Origin of the sequence: Pseudomonas kulmbachensis (assembly GCF_963681935.1) — a bacterium.
GTDB lineage: Bacteria > Pseudomonadota > Gammaproteobacteria > Pseudomonadales > Pseudomonadaceae > Aquipseudomonas > Aquipseudomonas kulmbachensis.
Genome location: NZ_OY817088.1, coordinates 2385810 through 2400486, shown reverse-complemented (window position 1 = coordinate 2400486; position 14677 = coordinate 2385810). Strand labels below are relative to the sequence as shown.

The window sequence follows — 14677 nt, the reverse complement described above, 5'->3', positions numbered from 1 at the left end:
TCACCTCCTTACCCGATATGTGGGGCGTCGTATAACTTGCGGTCATTGGCCCGGCGGGCGTCGTCTTCCATCTGCCGGGCGAAGTCCTGAAACTGGACCTGCATCATCGGCTGCAGCTTGCGCATGAACTCATCCGGATCTTTGACATCACCCTGTACGGTGATGGGCATATGCGGGGAGAAGGTGATTTTCTGATCGACCATTGCTGGCTTGGGATCGAGCTTGAGCATCAACGGCGATGGGGATTCTGAACGGCCGGACCGAGCCGACATCGAGCGCACCACATCCCCCGGTTCTGCATCGTTGCCGAACAGCGATTTGGCAAACGACGACCTGCCGAACATGCCGCCCACGGCATCGCCGCCCATGCCTCCCAGGAACGCGCCAACCAGACCACCCACCGCCGTGCCAATGATCGGCACCACGGAACCAATCGCGGCGCCCGCTGCAGCACCGGCTACCGACCCAGCCAAACCACCGGCCGCACCGCCGTAGCCTTCGGCTTTCTCTTGGGCGGTCTTGGCTGTGGTGTAAGTGTCGAAAGCCTTGATACCGGCCTCAAACACTGTGCCGGCAGGGATGGCTTTCCCGGCCTTACTGATTGTTCCCACCGCATTCATCAACCGATCGCCCAAACGCGGCGGCACAGGTGGGGGTGTCGGTGGACGGGGCGGCCCTCGGCGCCGCGATCGACGCCCGCCGCGACCGCCACCAGGACCACCGCCAATGTCGCGGGCATTGACCACAAACACCTTCTGCGGCTCGGAGCCTTCACCATCGTCACCGTTCTTGGCATCCCGAATTACATCGAGCAGTTTCAGACCAGTCTCGACCGGATCCAGCTTGGTATCCGGAGTATCTTCACCTTCCTTGCCCTCGTCCTTACGGCCCAGCAACGCATTGAGTCCCGACGAGACCAGCGATTTGACCGCGTCCCCCTTGCCGTCATCTTCACCTCCGCCCAGTGCATCCTTCGCGTTGGTCACAAAGACCGATTGCACACCGGCCCGACCTGCACCGCTACCCCCGCCCAATCCGCCTCGGGCCAGATTGACCAGACCCCGGCCGATCTTGAGCGCACCCAGCAGACTGGTCACGACGCTGGCACCGGTGGCCAGCGCCGTCAGCCCCATCACCAGCTTGGGTGACTCGTCCGACAGTTTGGTGATGCCCTTGACTACCGTAGTCAGCCCGGTAGCCACTGCATCCGTGACCGGCCGAATGGCATCTCCCACGCTGCGCATGGCGTCATTGCCTGCCTGAAACATCTCGGCCCACTTCTGAGACGAGGTGTCACGTCGTTCAGCCAGGTTCTTGTCGAGGATTCCCGAGGCGCTGGCCGCATCGTTTTTAAGCTGCTCGTAGAGCGCCTTGTTCTGCACATAGGCCGTCAGCGCTGACTTAACCTGCATATCGGCAAAGATATCGCCGGTGCGCAGGGCCTGCTCCAAGCTGCTGAGCATGGCCTTGGCCTTTTCCGGGTTCGCCTCTTTGCTGATCTGGGCCGTGGCCTCGGCCATCTTCGCGGCTTTCTTCGGGTCGGTGGCTTCGATGTAACGCTTGGCCAACCCAAAACTGGCCTCCAGCGTGGACATGCCACCCTGAATACCCGTGTTGAGAGACCCCTGATAGTCGATGCCAGCCTTTGAATAGGCATCCACCACTTCGCCAGAACCGATTTTCTCCATCCAGTTTTTGAGGTTGTTGGCCGCCTCGTCTGAAGTGCCAGCCGTTTTCATCTGCACCTGGAGCATTGCCCCCAGCTGCGTCACCGCATCCATGCCGGTGATGCCCTGTTTCTGCATACTCGCCAACAACTGCGGAAACCAGCGCGCCATGTCGCTGGCTTCAAAGCTGCCCGCCTGGCCTTGGAACGCCACCGCCTCCAGCGCCTTTTCCAGCACCTTGGGATCGGTGATATTGGCGTTACTCTGCAGCGCCTGGATCATCTTGGCGGTATCGACGCCGCTGGAACCCTGGCCCACGACGAACTTGGCCGCCACCGGCGCAAACTTCATCGCCTGCTTCAGATCCATCCCCGCGCCGACCAACTGGTTAACCACATCGGCCACTTCGTTGCGACCCATACCGATATCGTTCGACGTCTTGATGATGCCGCGCGACATGTCGCCTTCTTGGGCTGTGCGCGCCACACCGGCCTTGATCGCAATGTCCCGGATGATCGCCTGATAATCGGCGCTGACCTTGGCCGTCACGGCCACCATGCCGGTGGCCACCACGCCCTGTGCAGCTCCCGCGCGTACTTGTTTCTTGCCCTGATCAATCTGGCCAAAGCCTTTGGCCTTCAGTTCAGCGCTGCGCCCGGCACGACCCAGGCGGTCGTACTCCTTGGCCAACCGGCCGACCTCCACACCTTCCTTGCGCAATACGCCGAGGTTGCGCTCCAGCCGGTTCAGCAGCGCTTGCGCACCCTTTTCACCTGCAGCGTGAGACTTTCTCCACTCATCACGCAGGCGCATGGTTTCGCCGATCGTGCTCTGCAGTACCCGGGCTTTCTTACCCTGCTCGCTCAGCTTTTTGACGCGGCTTTCCACATCCTTAAATGCAGCGCCCACGGTCGAGCTCACCGCTCCGCCGATCACCAGGCCGAGCGACATGTTGTTTGCCATAGGAATGCCCTGTTACGCGTAACGGAGGGGGCGGCTCAATCCGTGAGCCACCACAGCATGCGGTTAAACGGCATGGTCTCGATTTCACTGGCCGAGAAATGAAACTCTCGGGCCAGGTACTTGGCCGCCGCTTTAATCGTGGTAGGGGTAAGGTTCATCATCTTCGACCAGGCGAAAATAACCGGCCTGCAGGCGGTTATAGTCGACGATGCTCATGGCGCTAATGTCCTTGTCGCCCGAGCCAGTGAGGGACGCGAACAAGATCAGCTCGCGCTTTTCCGCATCACCGCCAGACTGGACGGTGGCCTGCTGTACATCCTTGACGGTAGGAGCGCGCAGGGTGACCCGATCAACTTTGATCTGGTTGATCTCGGTCGGTTTGCGCAAGGTGATGGTGGCACCTTCCGCCGTCAGTTCGAGCCAGCTTGGCAGTTTTTTGGTAGTGGTCATGTTCATTGCTCCTTAAAGGCCCAGGGCGTTACGCACGTCAGCCAGTTGGTCGACGCCATCGATGACGCGCACAGAGTTGATAGGATCGATTTCAAACATCACGCGCCCGTCGATTTCGAGCTTGTAGTAGGTGACGTCCACGGTGTACTTGAACTCGGCTTTGGAACCCGCCGACCACTCGCCCGGGTCTACTTCGCGCAGGCCACCGCGCAAGGTGGCTACCACACCGGTAGTAGCGCCCTTCAGGCCCTTGAAGGCACCACGAAACGACGCATTGAAACCGGTCTGGTCGAAGGCACCGAAGTACTTCAGCACCTCACGGCGGATACCGTTGGTGGCAAAGCTGGCCTCCAGCTTTTCCAAGCCCATGTCCATTGCCACCGAGGCATCCATACCGCCGCCGCGATACTCCTCGGTCTTTACCGTGACCTTGGGCAGGCTCAGGCTGGGGACGTCGCCCTGCAGGCTCATGCCTGCGACAAACATGTTGGTGTTAAACAGGGTTTGCGGAATCATTGAACGCCTCCTTAGGCTTCCAGAACTTCAGTCAGCCACTGGTTAGTGACCTCGATTTGGAAAATCGGGTTTTCCGCAGGCGGCACATCGGTAAAGCGGATGGTCCAATACACCTTGCCCTGCTCGATCTGTGCCGCCGTGGTCTTCTCCAGGTCGGGGTAGACCTCAAAGTTGATCACTGCGCCCTGAGCTTTCAGGTCACGCATAAAGGCGTTGATCGTCTCGGTCACGTCCTTGACGTAGGTTTTGGTAATGCCCCGGTCGACCGCCCATTTCATGCCCGCCTGAATGGCGTCCATCACCATGTCGGTGGTACGCACGCGGGTGACAAAGGCCCACTTGGAATCGCTCGACAGGGTGCGGTTGCCCCACAGGCGATAACCGCCGTCACGAATGATGGTGGCGATATTGGCGCCGTTGAGCAGGTTGGCGCGGCAGGTCTTGTCACCGTCCAGGTACTCGACTGGGCGCACCGTGCCGGTGATACCGGCAATCTCTTTGTTCGACGGCGACGACCAGAAACCAAAGCGCGAATCAGTCTGGGCAAACAGGCCTGCAGCGACCGCAGAACCCGGCACCGACACATCATCGTTGAGCGTTGTGCTCCACTGCTTAACCGCCGGATCGACCATAAACAGGCGCTTGGAGCCGAAGTTTTCGGCGTAGGCGATCGCGGCCTCGTCAGTGGTGTTTGACCCGTCAATGATGCCGATGCCCTTCAACTTGCCGGCCAGCACATCCATTGCGGTGGCCACCGCTTCAGTGGCGCTGTGTTTGGGCGCAATAATCAGCCGCGGCTGCAGGTTGAACAGGCTCTTACCATCGAGCAGGGCTTGCAGGCCGGTGCGCTTTCCGTCCGCCGCCACGCCACCGATAACCGCACTGGTGAGCACAGCCGCCTCGGTGTCCGCTGGCACACCCACTGCCACGATGGCCGCCGCCGTCTGGTTAAAGATCGCCTTGCACGCCTGGGTCAAAGCCGAGTCAGCACCGAACGCGGCCACCGCTTCGCTCTCACGGGTCAGCAAAGTGGGCACATTGGACGCTGCCAGACCCAGCCCTGGGGTAAAGGTGTCGACCAGGCCAATGATCGAGGACGAAGGCAGCGCGATAACACGGGCGCCGGTCTCGACCAGCGACACGGTAATGCCGTGAAAGAAGTCGGTAAGACTCATGGTTTTCTCCATAGACACGAAAAAACCGCCCTATAGGCGGTTGCGGTACATCTGAAACTTCATTAGCTACATGGGTGTGATGCGATACCCGATCGCAATCCAGCGCACACCGTGGTTCTGCACAAGACTGGTGTACTCCATAAATGACAGGCTAAAACCTGACGCTGTCAGATCCTTCTCCATCAGCGCGCAAGTCACCGTCGCCGCCGAAACAGCACCCCCAAAAATCTCCGTCACCGTTGGAATGACCATAAAAGGCGGCGTATCGAACTCATAAGCGAATTTAAACGGGCGAACAGCGGCAAGCCCGGGCTGATCGCCAAATCTCGATGCCCCCCACTGCACAAAAAAACCGGTGTCCTTGTCCCACCAGAACCCGGCTGGGTCGTGATACAGGCTCGACGGCACACCCGCCCCCAACGCAGCCCGTGCCGTCGCGGGTGTACCTCCGCCAGTGCCCCCTCGCACGATCGGCAAAATGCCGCTGCCAACCTTGCTGGCATCGAACGCAGCCAAGGCCAGTTGGATGTTCAGGTCGCTATTGCCGTCGAACCAGCCGATACCTGTGGCGCCGCCGCTGAAGGTCAACGCCCGGCCATTCAGCAACTTGGTCGCCGTACCGGCGTTGGCCGAGGTCGGGCGGCTCAAGGTGCCAGTGGTGATTTTGGCTGCATCCAGAGCGGGGATATCGCTCTGAATGAGTGTACTAACACCAACAACCAATCCTTTTGAGTTGATCGTGACCTTGGGGTAAGTACCCGCCTTCACCCCTGTATCCGCAAGTGTCAGCGCAATACCTGCATTGGACGACCCATCAAACTGAGCCTCGCCTGTTGCATCGCCCGTTACTGAAATCTTGCGTGCCGTCTTCAGCTTAACGGCACTGCCCGCCTCTCCCTTTTCGATCTCTTCGCGCACGGTCGAAAGGGTCGCAGTCACCAGTGTCGGGTCATCTTGGATCGTGATGTTGGCCGTGCTGCTGACAAGGATCTGCAGGCGGATACCTTGGGTGCGCCCAGTGCCCTGAGCCAGTGTCGGTTTGTAGGTGGCCGGATAACTGGCCGCCGCCACCAGGGCGCCTGTTGAGTCATACAACCCAACCTCACGCACCCACCAGCCGCCAATATCTGGCGGCAGAATAAGCTCGGCACTGATCACCGGGCGGTCCGCGCGGACCGTCAGACGGTTCAGTTTGAGACGCACGTTTTCGTTGATCAGTTTTTTCTGCAGCTTCGACGGGATAGGGGTTATGCCGTTACCGTCGCCAACGCCCATATGGGTGATGTTCCAGGGCGTGCCGTTTGCGATCGCCTTGGCTTGTTGCGCCGCGCCAACATCCGTCAGCATGGCGATATACAGCGTGTTTTGCTCTGCCATGAATGTGCCTATTAATTAAGTTACACCGGCATGGGAGCGCCGTAGATATTCGCCCCGGGGCCAAGGTTGCGGTACAGGATGTACAAGCCCAGGCCGCGCAAAATCTCCCCAGCCCAAAAACCGAAGAACATGCCGTTATCCGTGCCCAGTCGTACTGCAGGCGACCAACTGCCGTTCATGGGCTGGCCCGGTACCGGCGTGACTACGTAGTGGCTCTGCAATTCTGTGACGCAGTTCTCAATCAGCTCGTCCAGCCCCGCCACCTGACAGCCCGCCAACCCCGCCAGGCAGGCGCCCGACAACCACAGTCCGGTCATATGGCCGGTGAAGTCATCAGGATCCGGTTGCGGCACGCCGGTCATGGGAAAGTCGGTGGGTAAGATCCCGCTCGAAGCCTTGGTGAAAGTGATCAACCAGGCCAGCCAGTTTTCCGCGTAGGCCTTGAGCTTTGGCGGTACCGCCCTGCCCTGACTGACCAGTTCGTACCACGCACGGCACGCGCCCATCATTGCCCTGGGTTGGTAGCCACTCCACGCAGTCCCCGTGCCCCAGTGGTACATGGTCCAGGTATCCGGATCGCCGTACTTGTAGTTGTCCCAGCGGTTCCACACATAGGCCGAGGCGCCCGGGCCAAGCTGACCGAATTTCTGCGCGTACCACTGCTGAGAGTCATACAGGAACTCGACCATCTGATTGAGCCTCGGCCCGTATTCATTGAGCGGGTCGATGCAGTAAATCAGTGGGTACTGATAGCCCGGGTACGGCATGCCGTGCCAAGCACCGATCTGGTCAGTGCCCTCGGCGTAGATGTTGGAAAACGGAATCACTCCCGGGCAGTACGCCAGAGAGTCGTCCCGGTACTTCAGGATGGTGCAATCGCCCACCAGCGCCCGGAATTTGGCCTGCCCCTTGACCGTTAGCCGGTAGTTGAGGGTGTAGCCGTCCTCAGCCGCGAAGGCTGGCGGCACGTCATTGATGCAGTAATACGAGAACGTCAGGTTGGTGTCTGAGCTGTCATCCATCAGGATTGAAAAGCCGTTCAGCTCGGTATAAACCGGCGCGGCCGGATCAGGGCGATCTGCCGCCCCAGGCTGGTAGCCCGACAGCGTGGCATCCTCTGGTCGTAGAGGTAATGTGACCCAAGCCCCTGCCGTGGCGGGCAACATCCACCACCACCGCCAACCGTCATCATCGACAATGCGCAGATTGAAATTACCGTCCGCGCGGTAGGTGATGCTCTGCAGCGGCGCCTTCTCGGTCGGCAACAACCAGTGCCCGACGCTGTACCAGCCGTCATCGGTGGGGAACAACGAGCTGACCACGTTGCCGCCGCGCCCTTCAAAAATCCCCGGCTCGTAGCCTTCCTGCGAAACGATATCGTCCGAGTGCGAGACCGCCCGTAGGTCAGCCATGATGTACTCAGAACCGTCATCCTTGGTCAGCCTGGTGAAACTGGTCAGCGGTATATCGTGCGTCACAACCTCGACATTAGAAACCGACTTGGGCAGCGCACAGCTGTAACGAATGCCCGAGCCCTCTGCCTTACTCGGTGAAACCACCAGCTCGACCTTGGCATTGAGCGGCGCGTTGAAGGTGTCGACACCGCCGTAACAGGTGCGCACCAGTGAATCCTTGGTGATCCGAAACCACACCGCCTGCTGCTCTAGGGACACTTGCGCCGCCTCATCGCAGTCCACCGTAATAAAACCCATCGAATCGCGATTGATCACCGGCGCCGCATCACTTGGATAGCTGAACTGGTAGGCGATACCGTCCGTGTAAGGCGTCAGTTCGGTGCGGCTCTGACGAAAGAAACGGTCGCTTGAGTCGATCTGCGTGTACTCGTGCGCGGTAAACCGGCAGGCGTCCATCGCCTTTTTGTAGCGGGTTTCGCCCGTGATTCGCCAGAGCATGTAACAGGCATCCATGTACCACTGCTCACCGTCCGCCGCGTTGCCCATCTGGTTGACGCTGCCCAGCAGCGGGACATGTAACGGTCGGTTGTGCTGGACGGCATTACGCGGGATCAAGTAGCCGCCGTGTTCAACGGGTTGCCGGGTCGCATAATTGAGTTTGTGCACACCGTTGAGTGTGATGCTCTTCAGTTGTAATTGGCCGCGCTCTTCCAGGGTATGGCCTTCGGAGAGCACGTCGCCATCGGCGTTAATCTTTTGCCCGGTCCACGCGATGATCCAGTCCACATCGAACTGACTGCCCGTCTTGTCCCAGTCAATCGAACCGTCTTCTTTGACTGCCTGCACCGTGGCGTTGATCGCCTCCCAAGCCAATGCGCCGTCAAAGGCAAAGGTGGCCTTGTCCAGGTACTCACCCCAGTGCGGTTCGCCGTGTGGGATGCTCAAGGCGCCGTTTGTGAATTCTAACGGCACGCCTTTGAACCCGCTGTGCGTGGGCTCGGTCGCATCGATCGGCCAGTTGGCCAGCACCGGCTCTTTTGAGTTAACGATCCAGTTGGCAATCCGTCGCTGTGGCGTCTCGGGGATTGGCTGCCCCGCGTAGAAATACGCCTCGTAGGCCTCCCAGTGCCACACCGCAGCATCCAGAAAGCGCTGATCCTTGGTCGCGAGATACGCATGGGCATAGCCGAGAATATGCAGCGCTTGCCCTTCGGTAGTGCCGTCGCCGTTGGGCTGGTACTCCATTTGCGAGTGCGCGATAAAGTGCCGATTGTTGGCCAGCACGCCCTGCAGGTTCTGCGCATAGTGCTGCAGCGTGGCGTCGTCTGTGTCGCCGGTGTTGCGCTTGAGAAAACGGTGATGGCCTTCAATCATGCTTAGCGCATTGTTCAGGCCGGTTTTGTTACTGGCCGGGAGACGACTGTTAAGCGGTGACGGAAACATCGAACCAACTCCCATCGGTTAAACCCAGCCAGCCGTTATCGTCTGAGATAAACGTCAGCAGATCCGCCGTGCCAGCCTCGTAGGCCAGTACTGGCGGGCGATTGCTCGACCAGTGAACACTGGCCGGGAACGTGACTTTGTTCGCTCCGGTGCCTTGGCGCAGGCGAATCGTGAATGACCACATATAACCCGCAGGTACATCGGCATTCAGAAAGCTGAGCGCGCATTGCGGCTTATCCAGCGTCACGTCGAAGAACGACACGCCGCGGGTGTAGGCCACGTCCAAAGCCAGCGCGGCACCGGCTGACACGATCGTCTGCTTGCGCGGCAGCAACAGGCCACCGGTCAAGTCGGTGATCATCTTGGCCAGTGCCAGGAACGTGGGGGACGGCCCGGATCCGGTTTCAACAGTGGTATCCGCTGGCTTATTGACGATGTCGCTGGCCACTTGCGCCGCCGCTTCAAACTTCTCAATGGCAGCGCGTTGGCGGTCGGTAAGCTCGCTCATGTAACCCTCATCAGGCCCGGTAAGGCGAAGTTGGCGAAGTAATGGAGGTCATTGGCCGACAGCTCCAGGTTGATCAGGTCGAGGTCGTCAGACCACAGTTCAGGTGAGGAAATAGTCACCTCGTCACCCGAAGAAATACCGGCGCCGACGTAGTAACTGCCGTTCGGGCTATAGGTGATGCTCAGACCCACCAGATGCCGACTGAGCGGCTTGGTGTCGTTGATCATCCGTTCCAGCTCGGCAATAGCCGTGTCGCTCAGGCCGCTGTCGAACAGGGCTAGGCTCATGGTGAACGTGCCGGGTACGCCCATCGGTTCCAGCTCGTGCCATTCGACAATCTCCAGAATGTCCGCAAACGGCTCGACCACCCGACGCAGCGCGCCCACGGTGCCTTTGCGCTTGTGAACCTCGAACGAATCCTTGGTCACCTTGCGCTTGATCGCCTCAGACCATTCCGGGTCCCAGCGATCGACGCTGCGCTGGATGGCCAGCCACGGCAGCAGCGCCGCCGGGCAGTTCTCGACCGAGTGGACTTGGCGCAGCACGTTGGCCAACTCAACATCACCCGTCGAAAGCTGCGCAAGCGCCTGTTCCAGCGGCGTTCGATTGGACGGCAGCAGGCTGGTATCACTCATCGGTGCCACCGATTCTTACGCTGGCCTTGGTGCAGTTGGCCGCTTGGTGATCGAGCACCACCACATCTTCCGCCGGATGAATCAGCTCGACCCGCTGCACACGCGACACATGCAGCGCGGCATGAATGGCCGAATGGCGAATGTCCCGGCCTAGGCGACGCTGCGTGTTCACATAGCGCACCAGCGAAGCGTTTGCCTCGGCCAAGCTCAACTCCATCTCCGGCCCCGGATAGAGGTACAAGACCGCCTCGATTTCGTAGTCGATCAGTTCAGCCGACTGCACCAGGAGCCGATCACCCACCGGTCGCACGTCCTCATCGCTGAGCGCAACCCGCACCTTTTCCAGCAAGTCCGCCGAGGCCTGACCGTTGCCCAGACGGCTCAAAATGCTGACCAGCACCGTGGCCGGGCTTGGGCTGCTGGCCCGGGCATCCGCCACCCGACCGTCCGCTGACAGCGCATGAAACACGTAAGCATCCCGGGGCCCCGCGATCGACATGCCCTCAAAGGCCAGCAACGTGCGCTCGACCAGAGAATCGTCCGACTCGTATTGCGCCTCGATCGGCGGCACTGCAGTGGGATCAGCCTCGACCACAGTCAAGCGCTTGACGTTGTAGTTGGCCGCCAGATGATCCACATCACTGCCCCGGGCAAACGCCAACAGCAGCGCCTTGGCCGCGTCGTTGATCCGCGCCCTTTCCATCATCTTGTCGTAGGCGCGTTTTTCCAGCAGTTTGACCACCGGATCAGACTCCAGCGGAGCCGACCAGTTTTTACCCATCAAGTCGCGAAACTCGGTCAGTGCCTCCTGATACAACGTCTCAAAATCCAGTGATTCCAACACAGTCGGCGCCGGTAATCGGGACAGGTCCAGTGTGCTCATACAGTCACGTCCAATAGCTTGCTGTCGCCCAGATAGGTGCCCGACAGGCGAAAGGTGATACGCCCGCTCAGCGCGGACACGACTTGAACTCGGGTCAGCTCCAGACGCGGCTCCCAGCGTTTCAAGGCTCGGGCGGCTTCGGCCTGTACGGCGCTTTTCCAGCCCTCAGAAACGGGCAAATCGACAAAGCGGCGGATCGTGCTGCCGTACTCGGGAAGCATCAGCCGCGACCCCAGAGGCGTGGTTAAAATGTCTTCAATGGACTGCAGCAGGTGATCAAGGCCCGAGATAGGCTGCCCGGTGTGGCGGTCCATTCCGATCATGGGCTACTCCTGCAAACGCTCTAAGTCAGGGTGTTTATCGAGATAGGCCTGGGCTGCAGCGTCAGACGTCTCGACGCGGTGAGCGCTGACAGCCAATGTGCGGCCGCTGGGCATCACCAGGACGCGAGAAATAAAGGCTCGGTCGCGGTAAACGACCGGGCTGACAGGTTTGTCGATCGAGACGGTTTTGCTCGTCATCGTTTTCTCCAGGCATAAAAAAGCCCGCACTGGGCGGGCTGGTTGATGGTTGCGTTTAGTGTTTGTGGTTGGGCGTATTGCCGCTGGTGTCGATGATTGCTCCACCACCGTTGATATCCCCCGTAACGCGCAGCCCGCCGTTGATCAGCACTTCACCGTAGATAGTCACATCACCATCGAGCGCGATCGCTCCGGACGTCACCACCACGGCGTTATCAGTAACGGCGGCTGACGAACTACCAACCTTGATATCCACCGAGCCTGACGGCAGCTCAATGCTGTAACTGTGGGCCTGCCAGTCGTAAATCAGCGACCCGCCATCATCGAATAGCCAGCGCTCGACGTGATCGCGGTTATCCGGGGCAGGCCCGGCATCGCCAAACAAGCCCGGCACAAAGGTGCCTTGTGACACGTCACCGCTCGGGCTGAGCAAAGCGCCCTGCTCGCCCATGCTGGGCACCCGCCAGTGCCGCGCCTTGCCCGCTGCCTGACTGTGCCAGCGCACCCAGGCACTGATCCACTCGCCATCAGAAACACGACACACGGGCGGGCGGACTGTCAGGTCCAGGGCGACCACATAGCACTCCTTGACCAGGCCCGCGATCATGCGGTCGTGCTCGGAAAGGGCGTGGCTCATGGGTCAACCTCACCGTCCATGCTGAACACCAGCGAGCCGGGTTTCTCATCCGGCCAAGGCCATTCCTTTTCACCCAAGTAAATCGTCTGGGTCCACTCCACCAACCACACCGTATAGCCATCCAGCTCCGGGCGAGTCCAGTCCTGGGTTGAGCGTTTGAACTCGGCAGGCTCAACGGCCAAGCCCCACGTCTGAGCTCGCAACAACACCGCCAGTTGCGTGGCCAGGTGAATAGCCTGCTGGTAATGCTGGTCGCGGATCACGTCGACAATCACCCGTGCTTCAAAGGTGACGTTCAGGGTGCTTTCCCCGGTGCCAATATCGGTACCGGGCTCAATCTCGGCGATATCGAGAAAGACGGCTGGCAGCGGGATATGCTGCTCGATGTCAGGCCAGAAGCGGACCAACTGAACACCTGACAGATTCTCCTGCAGATACTGTTCAATGGTTTGATACAACAGGTCGAGGCTAAACAGCTGCTCAGACACGGCTTGTCCCCTTCAAAAACTTCTGCACTTCAAAGTTCATTTCTTGCCGGAGAATCTGCAGCAGGCGCTCATCGGCCTTGCGGCTCCAGGCTTCAAAATGCGGTCGTACTGAGTCCAGTGAAATCTTGGCCTTGGCCAACGGGAAGCGATCGCTGTTTTCCCCCACAAAACCGGAGCTGGCCCCGGTCTGCGAAGTGACTTCGCTGTCGGGGTAGTCGGCTCTGGCGAAGTGTTTACTGGCGGTTCGAATCCAGATATCGGCCTGATTGCCGTACACCTTTTTATAGAAGGCGCCGCGATAGCGACGACTGCCCACGGACACACCGGCCTTAGTCTGCCGCGGGCGCCCTGTCCGGCTGGCTTCCAGCGGGTTGATACCAAACCAGAGTTTGCCGCGCATCGCGCCGCCTGCAATCGGGTAGCTGCGCAAACGCTGCCGCACCGCCTTGACCGCGATTCGTTCCTGCTTGCCTACGGCCCGGGCGATATGGGTGCTGAGCCAGCCCAGGGTTTTATTGATTGCGCGGCGTTGCGCGTTAGCAGCAGCCTTTGGCACCAACGTGGCCAAGTCCGCAAACGCTTTCAGGTCCTCGGACGAGACCTGAATATTGAAAATCCCGCTGCTGGCCCTGTTCTCACTAAAGCTGCCAATGCTCATGCGCGATTCCTCAAGATCAGCGATACCAGACCGTCGCCGCTGGGCTCCAGCTGCAGCAAATCGTAGTCACCACCGCCGTCCAGATCGGGCAGATCGATGGTGACCAGCAACCCTTTGCTCAGTCCGTCCGAGTCCGCAACCCGCACCACAAAGTGCGGCTCGCGAAGGCCCGTATTGAGACGACCAATCTGCGGCTGTTTCCACGGTGCTGAGAACATCCCCAGCACCGGTTCGGCGCGACCTTCGATGCGCGCGCTATCGCCCAGCACGTCGAAGATCACGCTATCGATATCGGCCACCAGATCACGAATGCCCACGGTTACAGCTCCAGCAGGATCTGGGCGCGTGGACGGGTGCAGATATGCAACGGGTTGGACTGGGCTTCACCGGCCATGCCTTTGTTGAACGGCATCGGCTCGATCTTGCTGTAGTACGGGATGCCCTGGGTGTTGACCGTTTCCATATAGTCGGCCGGGGCAAAGGCCGAGATATACAGGTCAGGGACGCCTTCGGGGACCAGCAGCGCTTTGTCGTCGTGGACAAAAGGCTGGCCAGCAATGCGACCTCGGTAACGCTCCCAGATGATGCCACCAAACTCAAACGCCTCACGGGCATCACCGCGCAGGGCTGCCGCTTGAAGCGTGTTGAGGTAGGTGCTTTCGACATCTTCGTGGGTGACCAGTGCTTCCCAGAAGGTTTTGCCACAGAACGCTCGGGAGCCGCTTGTGGTAGTACTGCCCAAGGCCTCCTCTTGCTTGTCCAGGGCCTGCATACATTTGACGCGCAACTTGACGCCCGCAGTAGTAAAACCCATTTTCAGGCTTTGCTTTTCCACACCGAAGCGCTGATACAGGTCGAGCAGCACCGTCTTGCCGTCCGCATCCAGGATCTGCCCGTTCAACGCGCCCATGCGCTGATATTCATGGGTGACGTCCAACTGACGGCGGGCCTTGAGCAAGCGCGCATTAACCACGTCCTGTACAGCCTGCAGCTCACTACGAGTACCGAAAGCGCGAATGCCCTGGATCTCGTCGGCCTTGATGGTGAAACGCTCAGGCAAGTGCACGGTGTTGAACGGAATCAAGGTGCGCTTGCTGGCACCCACGACCAGACCCGAAGTACCGCGCTCACCGGCCGGGACCAATGCCAGGGTGTCACCGTCTTTTTCGATCTGCACGGTCAGGGTGGTGATGCCCTCTTCACGGAACAAGCCAAGACTGCTCAGGCGGCCGGGCAGGTATTGCTGTTCGTTGATGGCGGCGGTCAGCGATGAAACAGAAAACGCTTCGTCGTCAAAGATGGCGATATCGGCCATTGGGGACTCTCCAGAAAGTAAAAACC

General features: G+C 59.8%; 16 protein-coding genes. All 16 read right to left on the bottom strand.

From position 1 onward, the window contains the following. Positions 1-8: 8 nt before the first annotated feature. On the bottom strand, positions 9-2630 hold the full coding sequence (locus U5A05_RS10965) for a phage tail tape measure protein (RefSeq protein ID WP_321836369.1): 2622 nt from the start codon (positions 2628-2630) through the stop codon (positions 9-11). A 132-nt stretch (positions 2631-2762) separates the two neighbouring features. Continuing rightward, on the bottom strand, positions 2763-3080 hold the full coding sequence (locus tag U5A05_RS10960) for a phage tail assembly protein (protein ID WP_321836368.1): 318 nt from the start codon (positions 3078-3080) through the stop codon (positions 2763-2765). Between the two features lie 12 nt (positions 3081-3092). After that, on the bottom strand, positions 3093-3596 hold the full coding sequence (locus U5A05_RS10955) for a phage major tail tube protein (protein WP_321836367.1): 504 nt from the start codon (positions 3594-3596) through the stop codon (positions 3093-3095). 11 nt (positions 3597-3607) lie between these two features. Beyond that, a complete protein-coding gene (locus U5A05_RS10950; RefSeq protein ID WP_321836366.1) occupies positions 3608-4771 on the bottom strand; it encodes a phage tail sheath family protein in 1164 nt (387 codons plus the stop codon). Positions 4772-4837: 66 nt separating this feature from the next. Beyond that, complete coding sequence (locus U5A05_RS10945; protein WP_321836365.1) at positions 4838-6148, bottom strand: phage tail protein; 1311 nt, start codon at positions 6146-6148, stop codon at positions 4838-4840. Positions 6149-6168: 20 nt separating this feature from the next. After that, complete coding sequence (locus U5A05_RS10940; protein ID WP_321836364.1) at positions 6169-9006, bottom strand: phage tail protein; 2838 nt, start codon at positions 9004-9006, stop codon at positions 6169-6171. Next, positions 8987-9514, bottom strand: coding sequence for a hypothetical protein (locus tag U5A05_RS10935; RefSeq protein ID WP_321836363.1), 528 nt, complete (start codon positions 9512-9514; stop codon positions 8987-8989). The genes U5A05_RS10940 and U5A05_RS10935 overlap by 20 nt, the downstream gene beginning before the upstream one ends. After that, complete coding sequence (locus tag U5A05_RS10930; RefSeq protein WP_321836362.1) at positions 9511-10149, bottom strand: phage tail protein I; 639 nt, start codon at positions 10147-10149, stop codon at positions 9511-9513. Before U5A05_RS10930 ends, U5A05_RS10935 begins: the two co-directional genes overlap by 4 nt. Continuing rightward, positions 10142-11032, bottom strand: coding sequence for a baseplate assembly protein (locus U5A05_RS10925; protein ID WP_321836361.1), 891 nt, complete (start codon positions 11030-11032; stop codon positions 10142-10144). The genes U5A05_RS10930 and U5A05_RS10925 overlap by 8 nt, the downstream gene beginning before the upstream one ends. Next, the gene (locus U5A05_RS10920; protein WP_321836360.1) at positions 11029-11355 is read right to left on the bottom strand and encodes a GPW/gp25 family protein; all 327 of its coding nucleotides are present in this window, start codon (positions 11353-11355) and stop codon (positions 11029-11031) included. Before U5A05_RS10920 ends, U5A05_RS10925 begins: the two co-directional genes overlap by 4 nt. Positions 11356-11358: 3 nt before the next feature. Then, positions 11359-11553, bottom strand: coding sequence for a hypothetical protein (locus U5A05_RS10915; RefSeq protein ID WP_321836359.1), 195 nt, complete (start codon positions 11551-11553; stop codon positions 11359-11361). A gap of 55 nt (positions 11554-11608) precedes the next feature. After that, positions 11609-12190 (bottom strand): phage baseplate assembly protein V, encoded by a 582-nt coding sequence (locus tag U5A05_RS10910; protein ID WP_321836358.1) that lies wholly within the window; start codon positions 12188-12190, stop codon positions 11609-11611. Then, positions 12187-12678 carry a hypothetical protein gene (locus U5A05_RS10905; protein WP_321836357.1) on the bottom strand — a complete coding sequence of 164 codons (492 nt, stop codon included), beginning with the start codon at positions 12676-12678 and terminating at the stop codon, positions 12187-12189. The genes U5A05_RS10910 and U5A05_RS10905 overlap by 4 nt, the downstream gene beginning before the upstream one ends. After that, the gene (locus tag U5A05_RS10900) at positions 12671-13336 is read right to left on the bottom strand and encodes a hypothetical protein (RefSeq protein ID WP_321836356.1); all 666 of its coding nucleotides are present in this window, start codon (positions 13334-13336) and stop codon (positions 12671-12673) included. The genes U5A05_RS10905 and U5A05_RS10900 overlap by 8 nt, the downstream gene beginning before the upstream one ends. Next, positions 13333-13653: a head-tail joining protein gene (locus U5A05_RS10895; RefSeq protein ID WP_321836355.1), complete on the bottom strand. Its 321-nt coding sequence runs from the start codon at positions 13651-13653 to the stop codon at positions 13333-13335. Before U5A05_RS10895 ends, U5A05_RS10900 begins: the two co-directional genes overlap by 4 nt. Positions 13654-13655: 2 nt before the next feature. Then, on the bottom strand, positions 13656-14651 hold the full coding sequence (locus U5A05_RS10890) for a major capsid protein (RefSeq protein ID WP_321836354.1): 996 nt from the start codon (positions 14649-14651) through the stop codon (positions 13656-13658). Positions 14652-14677: the final 26 nt, after the last annotated feature.